General features: G+C 59.6%; 11 protein-coding genes, 2 pseudogenes and 1 riboswitch. Of the genes and pseudogenes, 5 read left to right on the forward strand and 8 right to left on the reverse strand.

What is annotated here, in order from left to right; all coding sequences use genetic code 11:
• Position 1: 1 nt before the first annotated feature.
• From thiS to RQ479_RS24035, 4 genes are all read right to left on the reverse strand, one after another.
• The gene (gene thiS / locus RQ479_RS24020) at positions 2-199 is read right to left on the reverse strand and encodes a sulfur carrier protein ThiS (protein WP_024504260.1); all 198 of its coding nucleotides are present in this window, start codon (positions 197-199) and stop codon (positions 2-4) included.
• Positions 168-1,169: a glycine oxidase ThiO gene (gene thiO, locus RQ479_RS24025; RefSeq protein ID WP_128287787.1), complete on the reverse strand. Its 1,002-nt coding sequence runs from the start codon at positions 1,167-1,169 to the stop codon at positions 168-170. The genes thiS and thiO overlap by 32 nt, the downstream gene beginning before the upstream one ends.
• Complete coding sequence (thiC, locus tag RQ479_RS24030; RefSeq protein WP_063169414.1) at positions 1,166-3,001, reverse strand: phosphomethylpyrimidine synthase ThiC; 1,836 nt, start codon at positions 2,999-3,001, stop codon at positions 1,166-1,168. Before thiC ends, thiO begins: the two co-directional genes overlap by 4 nt.
• A gap of 103 nt (positions 3,002-3,104) precedes the next feature.
• Positions 3,105-3,221, reverse strand: a riboswitch (TPP riboswitch).
• A gap of 317 nt (positions 3,222-3,538) precedes the next feature.
• Positions 3,539-3,802 carry a hypothetical protein gene (locus RQ479_RS24035; protein ID WP_082826710.1) on the reverse strand — a complete coding sequence of 88 codons (264 nt, stop codon included), beginning with the start codon at positions 3,800-3,802 and terminating at the stop codon, positions 3,539-3,541.
• A 506-nt stretch (positions 3,803-4,308) separates the two neighbouring features.
• Between RQ479_RS24035 and RQ479_RS24040 the strand changes: the two genes are divergently transcribed.
• Genes RQ479_RS24040 through RQ479_RS24050 form a run of 3 tightly spaced genes read left to right on the forward strand, consistent with a single transcriptional unit; the run spans position 4,309 to position 8,767 of the window.
• On the forward strand, positions 4,309-5,646 hold the full coding sequence (locus RQ479_RS24040; RefSeq protein ID WP_128287788.1) for a metallophosphoesterase: 1,338 nt from the start codon (positions 4,309-4,311) through the stop codon (positions 5,644-5,646).
• A gap of 2 nt (positions 5,647-5,648) precedes the next feature.
• The gene (locus RQ479_RS24045) at positions 5,649-7,715 is read left to right on the forward strand and encodes a hypothetical protein (RefSeq protein ID WP_127873393.1); all 2,067 of its coding nucleotides are present in this window, start codon (positions 5,649-5,651) and stop codon (positions 7,713-7,715) included.
• Positions 7,712-8,767: a hypothetical protein gene (locus tag RQ479_RS24050; RefSeq protein WP_024504266.1), complete on the forward strand. Its 1,056-nt coding sequence runs from the start codon at positions 7,712-7,714 to the stop codon at positions 8,765-8,767. Before RQ479_RS24045 ends, RQ479_RS24050 begins: the two co-directional genes overlap by 4 nt.
• Positions 8,768-9,377: 610 nt before the next feature.
• On the opposite strand, the gene RQ479_RS24055 is transcribed toward RQ479_RS24050, so the two are convergent.
• Both RQ479_RS24055 and RQ479_RS24060 read right to left on the reverse strand, forming a co-directional pair.
• Positions 9,378-10,436: a class I SAM-dependent methyltransferase gene (locus RQ479_RS24055; protein WP_024504268.1), complete on the reverse strand. Its 1,059-nt coding sequence runs from the start codon at positions 10,434-10,436 to the stop codon at positions 9,378-9,380.
• A gap of 57 nt (positions 10,437-10,493) precedes the next feature.
• Positions 10,494-10,714: pseudogene (locus RQ479_RS24060) on the reverse strand (insulinase family protein); the annotation flags it as partial.
• Positions 10,715-11,822: 1,108 nt separating this feature from the next.
• Here RQ479_RS24060 and RQ479_RS24065 point away from each other — a divergent pair.
• Together RQ479_RS24065 and RQ479_RS24070 are read left to right on the forward strand one after the other, a co-directional pair.
• Positions 11,823-11,984: a hypothetical protein gene (locus RQ479_RS24065; protein WP_245265355.1), complete on the forward strand. Its 162-nt coding sequence runs from the start codon at positions 11,823-11,825 to the stop codon at positions 11,982-11,984.
• Between the two features lie 9 nt (positions 11,985-11,993).
• Positions 11,994-12,134: a hypothetical protein gene (locus RQ479_RS24070; RefSeq protein WP_245265356.1), complete on the forward strand. Its 141-nt coding sequence runs from the start codon at positions 11,994-11,996 to the stop codon at positions 12,132-12,134.
• Positions 12,135-12,598: 464 nt separating this feature from the next.
• On the opposite strand, the gene RQ479_RS24075 is transcribed toward RQ479_RS24070, so the two are convergent.
• Positions 12,599-14,053 (reverse strand): glutamate synthase subunit beta, encoded by a 1,455-nt coding sequence (locus RQ479_RS24075; protein WP_024504270.1) that lies wholly within the window; start codon positions 14,051-14,053, stop codon positions 12,599-12,601.
• Positions 14,054-14,094: 41 nt separating this feature from the next.
• Positions 14,095-14,258: pseudogene (locus tag RQ479_RS24080) on the reverse strand (TlpA family protein disulfide reductase); the annotation flags it as partial.
• Positions 14,259-14,333 lie beyond the last annotated feature (75 nt).

Genomic DNA, 14,333 nt, shown 5'->3' on the forward strand with positions numbered 1-14,333 from the left:
GCTAGCCGCCCTGCATGGGCGAGAGGATTTCGATCCGGTCGCCGTCGCTCAACTGGAACTCCGCGCGGTTGGCTTTGTGCACGAGGTCGCTGTTGACGGCGGTGGCGAGCCAATCGCCCTCATAATCGAGCGCGGCAAGCAACTCGGCCAGCGTGGTGGCGGCAATCTCACGCGCCTCGCCGTTGACCATCAGTTTCATGAGCATGCTCCTTGGTTCTGTCTTGACTGAAAACCAGGTCGGCAGCCTGGCGCGCCATGGCGGGGGCGAGGAGAAAACCGTGACGATAAAGACCGTTGATCGCGATGATCTCACCGTCTGTTTCGACGCGTGGCAAATTGTCGGGAAATGCCGGACGGACACCCACACCGGTTTCAACGATCTCGGCCTCACCAAAGGCCGAATGGAGGGCATGGGCGGCGCCCAGCAGCTCCATCATGGAACGCGCCGTCACCGGTCCGGCGCTCTGGCTTTCAATCATCGTCGCTCCGATCATGAAACAGTGATCGGTGCGCGGCACGGCATAAAGCGGAAAGCGTGGATGAAGCAAACGGACCGGCCGCGACAGCGAGACATCAGGCGTGCGAAGGATCAGCATTTCGCCGCGAACACCGCGCAGCCTGTCATCGGCCGCTGCCATTCCCATGCAGTCTATCTGACGGGCGAATCCCGAAACAGGCCGGGCGTCGCAGCCGAAGTGGAATTTGACACCCATGGTCGCAAGCTTGTCATGAAGTGCCGCCATCGCCGGGCGTGGGTCGAGGTGAGCCTCGTCGGGGAAGAGCAATCCACGCCGGAAGCGGCCGGCGAGGTCGGGTTCCAGGAGCGCAATTTCGTTTTCATCGACGCGCCGATGCCCTGACGTGCGACTGGCGAACCGGTCAAGCTCACCGGCATCACGCGGCGCGGCCACGACCAATGTCCCGGCCCGTGTCACCTGACCCGACAGCACCGCATCCCACCAGTCGGCAGCATCGCGTCCGAGATCCAGCACCGGCTGCTCCGCGCTTTCGCGCTCGCACCATGGCGCCAGCATGCCGCCGGCGAACCACGACGCGTTGCCACCAAGGCCATGCCGCATCTCGGCGACGGTGACCGTCGCGCCGCGGGCGGCGAGTTCGAAAGCGACGGTGAGGCCGGCAACGCCGGCCCCTTTGACGAGCACCCTCATGATGGTTTGGGAGCCTCTGGCACGACCGGTACGCCAGTCTCGTCCGCCTGCATGTAGAGATCGCCGCCCTCCCGGTATTTTGCCGCCATTGCCGCCATGCCTTCCTTCTGGGCCTCGGCACGGATGTCGTGGGAAATGCGCATGGAGCAGAATTTCGGCCCGCACATCGAACAAAAATGTGCCAGCTTGTGCGCCTCCTTGGGCAAGGTCTGGTCGTGGAAGGACCGTGCGGTTTCGGGGTCGAGCGACAGGTTGAACTGGTCCTCCCAGCGGAACTCGAAGCGCGCGCGCGAAAGGGCATCATCCCTGGTTTTCGCTGCCGGATGGCCCTTCGCCAGATCGGCTGCATGGGCGGCTATCTTGTAGGTGATCACGCCAATCTTGACGTCGTTGCGGTCGGGAAGGCCGAGATGCTCTTTCGGCGTGACGTAGCAAAGCATTGCGGTCCCGAACCAGCCTATCATGGCGGCACCTATCCCTGAGGTGATGTGGTCATAGCCCGGCGCGATGTCGGTCGTCAGCGGCCCCAACGTGTAGAACGGCGCCTCACCGCACACTGCGAGCTGCTTGTCCATGTTCTGCTTGATCTTGTGCATGGGGACATGGCCCGGGCCTTCGATCATCACCTGGCAGTCCTTTGCCCAGGCAATCTTGGTGAGTTCTCCAAGTGTTTCCAGTTCGGCGAATTGCGCCGCGTCGTTCGCATCGGCGATTGAACCGGGACGAAGGCCGTCGCCGAGCGAGAAGGAGACGTCATAGGCTCTGGCGATGTCGCAGATCTCCTCGAAATGCTCGTAGAGGAAGCTCTCCCGGTGATGGTGCAGGCACCATTTGGCCATGATCGAGCCGCCGCGCGAGACGATGCCCGTGACCCGGTCGACGGTCAGCGGGATGTAGTGCAGCCGCACGCCGGCGTGGATGGTGAAATAGTCGACGCCTTGCTCGGCCTGCTCGATCAGCGTGTCGCGGTAGACCTCCCAGTTCAGATCCTCGGCGATGCCGTTGACCTTTTCCAGCGCCTGATAGAGCGGCACCGTACCGATCGGCACCGGCGCATTGCGCACGATCCAGTCGCGGATGTTGTGGATGTTGCGGCCGGTCGACAGGTCCATCACCGTGTCCGCGCCCCAGCGGATCGCCCAGACCATTTTTTCGACCTCTTCGGCCATCGACGATGTGACAGCCGAGTTACCGATGTTGGCGTTGATCTTGACCAGAAAATTGCGACCGATGATCATCGGCTCGCTCTCGGGATGATTGATGTTGGCGGGAATGATTGCGCGTCCGCGCGCCACCTCGTCGCGCACGAATTCGGGTGTGACGAAATCTGGGATCGCCGCGCCGAAGGCTTCGCCGTCGCGTTGCAGCTTGCCGCGCATCACCTCGCGGCCGAGATTCTCGCGGATGGCTACGAACTCCATTTCTGGCGTGATGATGCCGGCGCGCGCATAGGCAAGTTGGGTCACCGCCTTGCCCTGCTTGGCCTTGAGCGGCCGATTGCGTATCGGAAATTCCGGTGTCAGGCGCTCGCCGGTGGCGAATCCATTGTCTTCCGGCCGGACGTGGCGGCCGTCATAGGCTTCGACATCGCCACGCGCCGTGACCCATTCGTGGCGAAGCCGGGCAAGGCCTTTTTCGATGCTGGTTTCGACTGATGGATCGGTGTAGGGGCCGGACGGATCGTAGACGGTGACGGGCGGTTCGCCGGCCGTCGGATGGACGGAAATCTCGCGCATCGGCACCCTGATCTGTGGGTAGAGGACGCCGGGCTTGTGGATTTTCCGCGAGGCGGGCAGTGGTCCCGTCGATACGGCGGGGGTGAGGGCATTCATCGTGAGGCTCCTTTGCTCATGCATTGGAGACCCAGTTCTGTGCCGGAAGGATGAAAAGACGCTTCTGTAGACCTGCTGCAGCAGGACCTCGGGCGTAAACTCCCGCAAAGCGCTTGCACCGTCCCTACGCCAGTATGAACTGGATCAGGTTCAACGGGTCACTGCGCCGCGAAAGCCAGCAGTATCTCAGCCCCTTGCCGGGACTCCCCTGGTGAATGCCTTAGGTTGAACGGGCTGACGCTATCTTGTCAAGCGCATTCGGGCGCCTTCGGCCGGTGGCGACGACCGGCGGCCAGCCGGGCGGAGAGCTCGCGCATGCATCGGGGACAAGTCACGCCCCGTAGACCGGGGCTGAATGGCCAAAGCCTCATTCGCTTCGTGAAGGATGGAGAAACTGTATTGGCCATGTGCGCGTATCGACCAAGTAGCTCAGGCGGTCACGGATGTGGTTATTCTGGTCGAAGGTGACGAACGGCCTTGGGGGTCACCTCCTTTAGGATTCAGAGGTTGGAAGACGGCTTCTCGCGATCACGGCCATCAGGAAATACCTGTCTTCGGCTCAACCTCGACATGGCGTCCGATCGACCGCAGATATACAGCTATCTCGTTCATGAGATGATCGCGTTCGCCGTAGATTTCAGCAATCCTACGCAGCTGTGGCTCGACGGCCCTCCGTTGCGCTGGCGTGAAATCAGCATCGCCAAAGACGTATCCCAAGTTGCCAATCGCGCAAATTTTGCAGCCGGCGTCCACAACTGCTTGTACGAATGCCGGAATGTCTTTTTCTTGCATGGTCTTCATGTCGAACCTCTCGTGAATGGCGTGCTTGCGCCCCAATCTGCCTTTTCAGCGTGTCCTCTGGGCGGCGCAAGCCCTGAGCGTGACTGTGCACGGGCAACCTCGACTATCCCATCTGCCACGCTCTTTAGAATCGGTGGGGTCTGGTGATCGCAGGCTGGGCCACTCAAAAGCCTGCAAGAAGAAAGTCATGGCGACCATTGCTCAAGATCGCAAGGGTGCGTGCAAGACCTTCCGTTGGCAGTCATGCACGCTCGCTCAGAGATAGTCCGGCCGCGGAAATTCTCCCTTATTCGTAAGAAAGCTCATTGAGCAACTGGGCATTGAGCAACTGGGCATTGAGCAACTGGGTCTCACGTCACGGGTCTCGTGTGCTTCACAGCCGAAAAATAGCCGCCGTGGCAATTCTCGAAAAGTGCAGGCTACCTCGTTAAGGACACTGCGGATGATCGTTCGCGCTTGGCAAAAGCGAACGGATTAGTCTATGGCTCTCGGCAGGGGGGCGAGTTATGCGGCGGGTGCGAATCCTTCAAGTAGGCGATATTCACTATCCGGACTGGCATCCTTCCTCTAGCAACATCGATGCCAAGGATAGCAAGTTCGCTCCGAAAATAACGCAGAAGCTACGCGCGTCTTCGCTGCGTGCCGTCTTGACGAAACTTCGGCGGCTGACGACTTCGAAGCCCTTGGATTCGATCGCCTTCATGGGGGATTTCACGAGCCGTGGCGACAAGACCTTCATTGCTTCGGCATTCCAGCATTTCACGTTGCTCTGCCGCGCACAGGGACGCAGTTCAAAGGCGCTTCCGTTGATATTCGTACCGGGAAATCACGATGTGAACCGTGATGACGCGCGCGAACTTGGACCGACTGAGAAATTCAGCGAAATGGCGAGTTTAGCCGCCCGCTTGGGTTGGCAGACCGTTCCCGTGGACCAACCCGTGCACTTCAGACTTCCGACAGGATCCGCAGGCGCAAACTTCATCCTCGTCAACACAGCGATAGGCAGTTGGGAGCTTCAAAACCTTCCCGCGTTCCTTCGTGATCGTCTCGAGGCACTCAGTCCTTCTACAGAGCCTGTAGATCTCGGCTCGCCGGACATCTCGGGACATTCGCCCGCGACACCTCCCAGCGATCCAGACAAGGAGGCGTCCGACGACGAGTATTACGGTCAGATGGACACGCCATACATCTCGCGTGAGATGCTTGCAGGCCTACAGGAATTGCTCCAGCAGCCCGACATGCGTTACGGCATCATGATCGGCCATCACAATCTGCTGCCACAAAAGACTCCGCGCATTACGCCATACGCGGAGATGCTCAACAGCGGATTTGTCAGAACTCAGCTGCTGCAGGGCAACAAGCCTATCGTCTACCTGCATGGACACATACATGCTGATCCGGTCGAGATCGTCAACGATCCAAGGTTTCCGGACGGCAAATTGATCTGCATCTCAGCACCAGAGATACAGTCAGGTTTCAATGAGCTCGTCTTCTTCACGACCGATCAGGGAGAGCTCGTCGGCATCCGACTTATACCCTACCGCACCAATGTCGCCGACGGGACGGTCATGGAAGGCGAACATTGCTTTATTTCCACCATGTCCAACGGCAAGGCCTTTCTGAACAACGACACGTTTGACCTGCTGCGCCGACTGCGCGACCATGCCACCAGGCGCGGGAATGGGTTACTCTTCTGGGACGAGATCACTGAGATTGCTGCCTCCGCCGAGCTCGGGCTAGATCTGGAAGACTCTCTTCTGATGCTCCAAGCGGCGCGCTTCATCGAGATAGACGGCCTCACCAAGGCAAACTCGGCTTGGCGCATTAAGGTAAGGGACGAATAGCGATGGAGAATCCGTTCGGCCCCAACAGGATCGAGTACGAAAGCCGCCCGATACTGTGGTTCAGTCAGAAGTCGGCGTTGATTTCTGCCGCCGCCAAGCCGGTCTTCGTCGCAGGGACGAGAGGCAGCGGCAAGACCAGCATTCTTCGCTCGCTTTCCACAGTCCATATTCTTGAAGACAAAAGTCTCGCGGACCAAGTCGGCAAGCTCGCCTGGTATGGCGTCTTCTTCCAGCTCAATGAGACATTCTCGCCCCTAATCGACAACGCCGTTCTGAACCTCATTCCGGAGCGGATACGCTTCGACACGGCCGCCGTGATCCCGCGGCAATTCGTAATCTTCTCTCACTATCTGGAGCTGAAGATAGTCGAACGCCTGCTCGAGAGCATCGGCCAGCTCAGACGCGACGGCCACTTGAAATACCGGGCCTCCGAAGATAGGGACGTCGCCCTGGCACTGCATCGCGAAGTGCTGCACTTCATACCCCAACCTGCCCGTCTCGACTTCTTCAGCATCGATGAGCTGCGGGGTGGGATAACCCGGTACGTCGACGAATGCTTCAACGCGTTCTTCTTTGCCGCCGATGCCGGAGCGACCGGCTTCAGAGCAACAGACCCTGGCGCGATCATTAACAAGGTCGCGACCGCGATCACTCCACTTTTAAATGGCCCATCTTTCGCCGGTGACAGGGCGCCCTTCTTCAAGATACTGATTGACGACTGTGAAGCACTGACACCGCTCCAACAGCAGTTCCTGAACACCTTGGTGAGAAAGACGCGCGGCAACGTGAAATGGGTCCTCGCCTACATCGGCGGCCTCTACGACACGATCCGGACGATCATACCCGGCCAGTCGCTCTCGAATGCTGACCGGGACGTCGAGAATCTTGATTCAGTCGATCCGAGGGAGTTCGCCACGCTGTGCGAGAACGTGTCGTCGCTTCGGCTGTACTATGCGCTTCCTGACCATCTGCGGAGTGATCTCGAGCGCAACGATGCGCTCAGCGCGTTTTCGCTCAAAAACCGGCTGGGGCGGCTTTCCGTCAATGACATCATCGAGCGGGTTATCATATCGGGTCATTCCGAGGGCAGAGAAGAGCTTGTGGCACTTGCTGATGCAGCACGTGAATTCCTCTCCGTGAATTTGAGGACGGCGGATCAGCAGCAATTCCTTCTTGATCGAAAAGCGCGCCCTTATGCCGAAGGGCTGGCGCTCGCGCTCATGAACCCGGAAATTAAGCGCCGGCCCATGAGCAAGGCGGATGCTTCAAATCTGAAGAGGTCGATCGCCCGGAAACAGGGATGGGCTTTTCTGAAAGCGTGCCAGATGCTGCGTCTGCATGACTACCCGTACGTAGGGCACCAGATCATCACATCATTGAGCGACGTCTGTATACGCGATTTCCTTGATATAATGGGAGAGATCTTCCGCCGCAGTGTTCCGAGTTCCAGTGATCCACGAAAACTGGTGGAATTCATCAACTCGGATTTACAGATTCATCTCGAACAGCAGAGACAGGCTGTGAACGCCGCCTCTCAACGGAAGCTTGATGGACTTCAGGCGCTTTCACATCCGTACGAAGAAGAGAGCGTGCGCATGGTGCGGGCGTTGGGTTACCTGACCGCTCGCCTCCAGACAGAGTTTGCCGAAGAAAATGCTCTAGGAACGACAGAGAGAGGCATTTTCAGGGTCGATCTAAAGGAAATGCGCTCGCTGGTGAACCGACTGGAGCAACCCAGCGGAAAACTGGACGAGGTCCTGCGTCGGGCGGAAAGGGATGGGTTTATCCGGGAGGTCTCCGCCGCCGGCAACTTTGAGGTGGACCGCGCCGACCCCGCATCGAAGGAGATGATGATCAGATTGCATCGGCGATTTGCACCTTACTTCGGGTTCTCCTATCGCGGCCCGTACGAAATCAACACAATCCCTGCGGCGCGGATGGTCGACCTGCTTTTTACCAGGCATCGGCTCCCAGAAGACTGGGCCGACTCGGTGTTTAAGGAGCTCGTCGCGCGGCCCGCACTCAAGACCGAATTCCAGCACTCGCTTTTCGAGAGCGATCTCGAATGACCGCTTCAACTGTCGAGTATCGAGTCTTCGGCCATCTGGCCGTCACCGAGAAGGCGAGAGATGCAGGTACCTGCGAAACGATGAAGGCAGATATCGCGATCGTCGCGCTTGGATGGGAAACGCGTTTCGCCGCGTTCGAAAACCATCTTGACCTGAAGGTCGGCAAGATCGTGGTTCTGGACTTTGCTCTGAAGGAAGCGAACGTCCCAGCCGTCGAAGAAAACCGGCGAAAGCTCATCGCTATGGGTACCCGATGGGGCGTCGAAGTGACTGTGATCACCCTCGAGCCTTCCATCGAGTATCAGAAGAACATCAATCTCCTCGATCACCTGCTCACTCAGATGGCCGCTTCATGTGGCTCATACGAAGGAAGCCTGCGGAAGGTTTTCGTCGAGTGCTCGACGATGCCGCGAATCTACATCCAATGGCTGATTGCGGTGGCATTCAAGAAAATGTCGATTCAGTCTCTCGAATTCGGGTACGCCGAAGGTATCTACGGGAACGCGATCGGCAAAGAGGATTTTTCCAGCGGCTTGGACCGATACGTCACCGTCCCTCATCTTCAAGGCAGCGGAGGAATGGGCGAAGAGAAAGTCCTGCTCGTGGGGATCGGAGGAGATGCAGACGTATTCTACGGATTGATCGATATCGTCAGTCCGGAACGGATCTCGCTCCTCGTCCCAAGAAGCGAGAAGAATGCGCATATCGATGCTTTGCTCGATCAACAGGTGGCCAAGGTACGTGAAACCCACCGGCTCGAAGATGGCGAAGTTCGCGACATCCAGGCTTTCGGGCTGATGGCCCACCTCGATGCTTTCGAGACGTATCTCGACGGGTTCGGCTCGCGTGCGGTGGTGAACGTTTTTGTCAGCGGCCCGAAGGTTCAGGCCATCGCTGCTGCCGTGCTCGCCTGCTCCGACAGCCGCGTCCATCTCAAGGCACGAATTCCCACCTCCTATGCCCATCGTGAAGTCTCAGCGAATGGGCGGTATCATATCTATAGGCTGATTGACCTGACATCCCCTGCCTGCAGCCTTCCCGGGACGTTCTGACACTATCTTGCATTCGAGTAGCATCATGGTCCCAGTAGCCGTTCCGCCAAGCCTTCAGCGCATGTTCGTGTCGCCCGATCCGGTCGATGGGGGACTAATTCCCACTTGGAAGCTGCTCTACATCAGATCAGGGGGAAATGCAGACTGGCAGAATTCCATAATTAGCGACTAGCTAAAACATATACTCAGGCGAGACTGTTCAGCATAGAAATAGTGAGCGCTCTCCAATATGTTAGGCTGCTGTCGCAGTAGCGCAACAAGCTCAGTCCTTGGATGGGTGGTATGAGGATGAGACGACTCAATGTGTACAGGCTCAGTCTTTTTATCGAGGCTCTCGTTTTTGTCGTAAGCGCGTTCGGTGCGACGTGGCTTACCAGCTTTGTGAACGCGCCATGGTGGGCATATGTGATTATAGCGGCCATCGCTATGGGCATGTTCGTAGCCGTGCGTCGGGTCCTTTCTGAGCCGCAACGTATGGGACTCTTGGCACACAACTCGGCAGCGACCTCTGCGTGAACCCAGGCGCCTTGAAAATGTGCCCGATGCGTCCGGATTTTTGGCGGTGATCTTCATCAAATGCGATGAGCTGCAATTTCTGGCGACGGCCACGCTAAGGGCGGGCCTCCAGCACCATGTTGAACGGTGTCTCCGCGGCGCGACGCAATCGCTTGAAGCCGCCGCCGGTCACAACCTTGCGCAGCCTCGCCTCACCGGCCTGGGCTCCAAGCGCGAGCCCGACTTCCTGCGACACGGATGCGGGCGTGCACACAAAAGTGGAAGCGGCATAGTAAACGCGGCCGACGGGATTGAGGTTCGCCGCCAGATGATCATGCGCGAACGGCTCGACGATCATCCACGTGCCGTCCGGCTTGAGCGATCCGTGGACATGGGTGGCGGCGCCCGTCGGGTCGCCCATGTCGTGAAGGCAATCGAAGAATGTGACGAGGTCATAGGTTCCGGGATAGCTCTTGGCGGCCGCCACGTCGAACCGCGTGTTAACGCCGACGCCGGCTACCTCGGCCGCCTTGCGGGCGCGCTCAATCGAAGGGGCATGATAGTCGAAGCCGACGAAGCGCGAATTGGGGAAGGCCTGTGCCATGAGCACGGTCGATGCACCATGACCGCATCCAACATCCGCGACGTCCACGCCGCGTTCGAGCTTCTCGACGACGCCCTCCAAGGCCGGCAGCCAGGAGTCGATCAGATTGGCATTGTAGCCTGGACGGAAGAACCGTTCCGTACCGCGAAACAGACACGCGCTATGATCGTGCCACCCGACGCCCTTGCCGGACTGGAATGCCTGCCTCACCTTTTCTTCATCGAGCCACAGCGCGGACAGGAACTCGAATGCGCCTGCCATGAAGGCCGGGCTGTCTTCATCAGCGAACACCAGCTCTTGCTCGGCGTTGAGATAGAATTTGTCGCTCGCTTCATCGTAGTCGACGTAACCCGCCGCCGCCTGCCCGGAAAGCCATTCCCTTACGAGGCGTTCCTGGGTGCCGGTGCGTGTCGAAAGTTCGGCGGCCGTCATCTTGCCGCCTTCGCGCAATGCCTTGAACAGGCCGAGTCTGTCCCCCAGCAGGACTCCCGCGCCCGTTGCGATCGCACCGAGATCGCCGACCATTTTCCCCAAGAATGCGTCCAACTTTTCCTGATTCGCTTCAGACATCTGAATCTCCCTTTGGGTTCAATCTCTCCAGGCGACGGAGCCGTGCTCGTCACGAGGCGCCTTGAGCATCAGATGCTCGAAGACATGCAGATATCCCCGGCAGCTCATCCGCGCTGCCGATCCTGCACCAGACCATATGGGTGACGACCGGCGCGGTGGTCGGGAATGACAGCCACCTCCATGCCGTTGAAAAGCAGGAAATCCGTCACTTTGCCCTCGTCGGTAACCGGCGGAGCCGGAGTGGTCGTCACCAGGGCAAGCCCTGTTGCAGCAGGTATCCTTGGGCAGCCTGTCAGAACATCGATGACTCCGGTTGTGGTGCCGGGGCGGGCGATCAGGGGCCAAGTGATTGTTCCGCGGCGGCTGTATGTTGTGGTAAGGTGATCATGCGAAATCTTGTTGGTCGGTCACGTGTTTTGCGGATGACCCGCATGTACTGTGCCAAATGAGAAAACCATTCAAACGCAATCCAGTAGATCTGACTGTATCCGACATTGTCGGAATTTGGACATCGCCGAACGCGAAGCGCTCGGGGCTTGTGACGATACTTGAGCGTGCTGCTTCGGAGGAGGGATGCGCCTCGAACCGGCCGCGAGGCCTTTTTCTGGCAACGGATATTCCGGCCGGGTTAGGCCGCGAGGAAAGCGACGGTGAATAAGAGGTAGAGGACCAACCGTTTTGAGCGGGTAGTTGCCGTGTTGCGCCCCCAGGCAAAGGCCAGCACCACGGAGCAGTATTTCTGGTGGCGATACTACATCGCCTTTAAGTGCCGGTTACCCGTTTTTACCCAGTTGGCCTGGTGCATTCAGAGCGAGGTCGTTGGAAACCGCTTATTGTGGCTATGAGCAAACTCGGGATGGAGGAGTGGACCCAAAAATTGGCAAAATGCCCCAGGGAGGATTACATGGGTCGCTCATTCCCCGTACTCGTTACAGGTGCGCGTCGCTACGCAAACAGCTTGCTTTTGACTTGGCGTTTCTTGCCGTTTCGGCATCGCTCACTAATTCGGCCGCTGCCGACACCGTGAACTGGCGTCAATTCGAAGGGACCAGCATAACTTGGGCCTACGACATCCACCCCTATGCGGATGCTCTCGCTGCGCAACTTTCCGGAGTTCGAGAAGCTGACCCGGCATCAAGGTCACGCCGGAACTCTACCCAGACGATTCTTACTGGAACAAGATGACGATCCAACTGACGACGAAGTCGCCAGCATGGGATGTGTTCGGCACTGGCATTCAGCCCGCGTAGGACCTCGCTCCGAGTGGCGCCTGCTGGACAAATACATGAGTGATCCGAAGCTTACCGATGCTGGATACGACTACATTCGGACATGATCAAGAAGTGCGCGGCTCCTTCCTTCGCCAATGATAACTGGAACCAGGTCGTGGACGGCATCTCGTCCGGCCGCACCGCGATGACGATCGACTCAAAAATGTTCGGCTTCTGGAACGATGTTGCGGGGAAGCCGGCATCCGGCAAGATCGCCTTCGCTCCGCCGCTGCACGCACCGAGCGCCACGAGCTTGGATTCTGACATCTGGATCTAGGCTCTCGCCATGAACGCGGCTTCCGAAAAGAAGGGCACGGCCTGGCTGTTCATCCCGTGGGCCACCTCCAAGCAGGTGGCGCTCAAGGGTGCCCTTGCTGGCCAGCTCGTCAATCCGCCGCGCACGTCGACCTGGCAGGACGATACCTAGACTAAGTACGCTTCGCAGCCCGAGTTCAACAACTTCGTTGACAGCTTCAAAAAGATACAGGATCAAGCCGCGCTGGCTTTCACACCGCGTGTCGGCTTCGGCGAAGCCATGAACGCATGGGCCGTGGCGATGCAGAAGATGGCAAACGGCGATGACGTCGAGACGACGTTGAGGGCGCTTGCCGAAGAAATCCGCACTGGCCTCTGATCAAAAGGAACAGGGCAGTACTATTGCACTGCCCTGTTCCCGCCAACGGCGGAGATCACGCCGTGTCACCCCAAGCACTTAAACCCAGCGCTGCTTCGCCCGGCCGCGCCGACGATTTTTCTTGGCCGCCAAGGCGGCAGCCTGCGGCCGGGGCCACAACCGAAACGACCACGGCGATCAGTCCGTAAGCTGCCCGGGGCAGCGGAAGGGCGGAAAGCGCCTTCAGGTGGCCGCACAAGTAGGGTCTCGAGACGGACTCAGCGCGGCAGCACGCTCGATCCCATCAGCGCCTCATCGATGGCGCGCGCCGCCTGGCGGCCCTCGCGGATCGCCCAGACGACCAGCGACTGGCCGCGCCGCACGTCGCCCGCCGCATAGAGCTTTTCGACGCTGGTCCTGTAGTCCCGGTCATTGGCCTCGACATTCTTCGAGCGGCGGCTGTCAATGGCGATCTTCATCTGGCCGGCCAGTTCCGACACCGGCCCGCGAGCGGCTGGCCCGGCAAAGCCGATGGCGATGAACGCGAGATCGGCACGAATGACGAATTCGCTGCCGGCGATCGGCTTGCGCTTTTCGTCGACCTCGCAGCATTTGACCCCGGTCAGCTGGCCGTCTTCGCCGATGAACTCGAGCGTCGCCACCTGAAACTCGCGCTCGGCGCCTTCGGCCTGCGAGGACGAGGTGCGCATCTTGGTCGCCCAGTAGGGCCAGACCGAAAGCTTGTCTTCCTTTTCCGGCGGCTGCGGACGGATGTCGAGCTGGGTGACGCGGACCGCGCCCTGGCGGAAGGCGGTGCCGACGCAGTCGGACGCGGTATCGCCGCCGCCGACGACGACCACATGCTGGCCGCCGGCGAGGATCGGATGCGACGGCCACGCCACCGACTGGATCGGTTCGCCGCCGACACGCCTGTTCTGCTGCACCAGATAGGGCATCGCGTCATGCACGCCGCCGAGATCGTCGCCGGGAATGCCGGCCGCGCGCGGCGTTTCGGAACCGCCGCAATAAAGCACCGCGTCATGTTCGGCGAGCAGCTCGGCAACCGGCTTGTCGACGCCGACATTGACGCCGCAATGGAAGGTGACGCCCTCGCCCTGCATCTGCTCGATGCGCCGGTCGATATAGTGCTTCTCGATCTTGAAGTCGGGAATGCCGTAACGCATCAGCCCGCCGGGCCGGCTCTCGCGCTCATAGACATGGACGTCGTGGCCGGCGCGGCCGAGCTGCTGGGCAGCCGACATGCCGGCCGGGCCGGAGCCGATGACGGCGACGCGCTTGCCGGTCTTCTTCTCCGGCGGATAGGGCCTGATATGGCCGGTCTCGTAAGCCTTGTCGGCGATCGCCTGCTCGACCGTCTTGATGGCGACGGGAATGTCCTCGAGGTTCAGCGTGCAGGCTTCCTCGCAAGGTGCGGGGCAGATGCGGCCGGTGAATTCCGGGAAATTGTTGGTCGAATGCAGGTTGCGGATCGCATTGTCCCAGTCGCCATTGTAGACGAGGTCGTTCCAGTCCGGGATCTGGTTGTGGATGGGACAGCCCGTTGGCCCGTGGCAGAACGGAATGCCGCAATCCATGCAGCGCGCGGCCTGTTTCTCGACCTCCTTGTCCGACATCGGCAGCGTGAATTCACGGAAATGCCGGATGCGGTCGGAGGCCGGCTGGTACTTGTGCACCTGCCGGTCGATTTCGAGAAAGCCTGTTACCTTGCCCATAGTCCAGCTCCTGCTGTCCAGATGGCGCGCCTGGCGACGCCCTGCAGCTGGATCAGATGGGGCATCCCGTCCACACATGGGCCGCACCAAGTTGCCCAAAATTCGACTATGTACACTTGCCGGGCTCAAAGCTCGTGAGGGGCTCGCCATGCAGCCAGTTCTCGACTCTAATCGAAGGAGCCGGGGACTCCATCTGCAATACCACGTTGCGGTCCAAAGCTATTTCCAAAGGTTTCTGCACGAGCTGGTTTCCTCTCAGAGACGGCACACGGGTTCAGGG

It is taken from the genome of Mesorhizobium sp. ISC25 (assembly GCF_042295465.1).
Lineage (GTDB): Bacteria > Pseudomonadota > Alphaproteobacteria > Rhizobiales > Rhizobiaceae > Mesorhizobium.

What these genes read in the sequence shown, in the direction of transcription:
- RQ479_RS24075 (WP_024504270.1), bottom strand. Translation starts at nt 14,053, where the DNA reads ATGGGCAAGGTAACAGGCTTTCTCGAAATCGACCGGCAGGTGCACAAG.
- thiO (WP_128287787.1), bottom strand. Translation starts at nt 1,169, where the DNA reads ATGAGGGTGCTCGTCAAAGGGGCCGGCGTTGCCGGCCTCACCGTCGCT.
- RQ479_RS24045 (WP_127873393.1), top strand. Translation starts at nt 5,649, where the DNA reads ATGGAGAATCCGTTCGGCCCCAACAGGATCGAGTACGAAAGCCGCCCG.
- RQ479_RS24035 (WP_082826710.1), bottom strand. Translation starts at nt 3,802, where the DNA reads ATGAAGACCATGCAAGAAAAAGACATTCCGGCATTCGTACAAGCAGTT.
- RQ479_RS24055 (WP_024504268.1), bottom strand. Translation starts at nt 10,436, where the DNA reads ATGTCTGAAGCGAATCAGGAAAAGTTGGACGCATTCTTGGGGAAAATG.
- RQ479_RS24050 (WP_024504266.1), top strand. Translation starts at nt 7,712, where the DNA reads ATGACCGCTTCAACTGTCGAGTATCGAGTCTTCGGCCATCTGGCCGTC.
- thiC (WP_063169414.1), bottom strand. Translation starts at nt 3,001, where the DNA reads ATGAATGCCCTCACCCCCGCCGTATCGACGGGACCACTGCCCGCCTCG.
- RQ479_RS24040 (WP_128287788.1), top strand. Translation starts at nt 4,309, where the DNA reads ATGCGGCGGGTGCGAATCCTTCAAGTAGGCGATATTCACTATCCGGAC.
- thiS (WP_024504260.1), bottom strand. Translation starts at nt 199, where the DNA reads ATGAAACTGATGGTCAACGGCGAGGCGCGTGAGATTGCCGCCACCACG.
- RQ479_RS24070 (WP_245265356.1), top strand. Translation starts at nt 11,994, where the DNA reads ATGAACGCGGCTTCCGAAAAGAAGGGCACGGCCTGGCTGTTCATCCCG.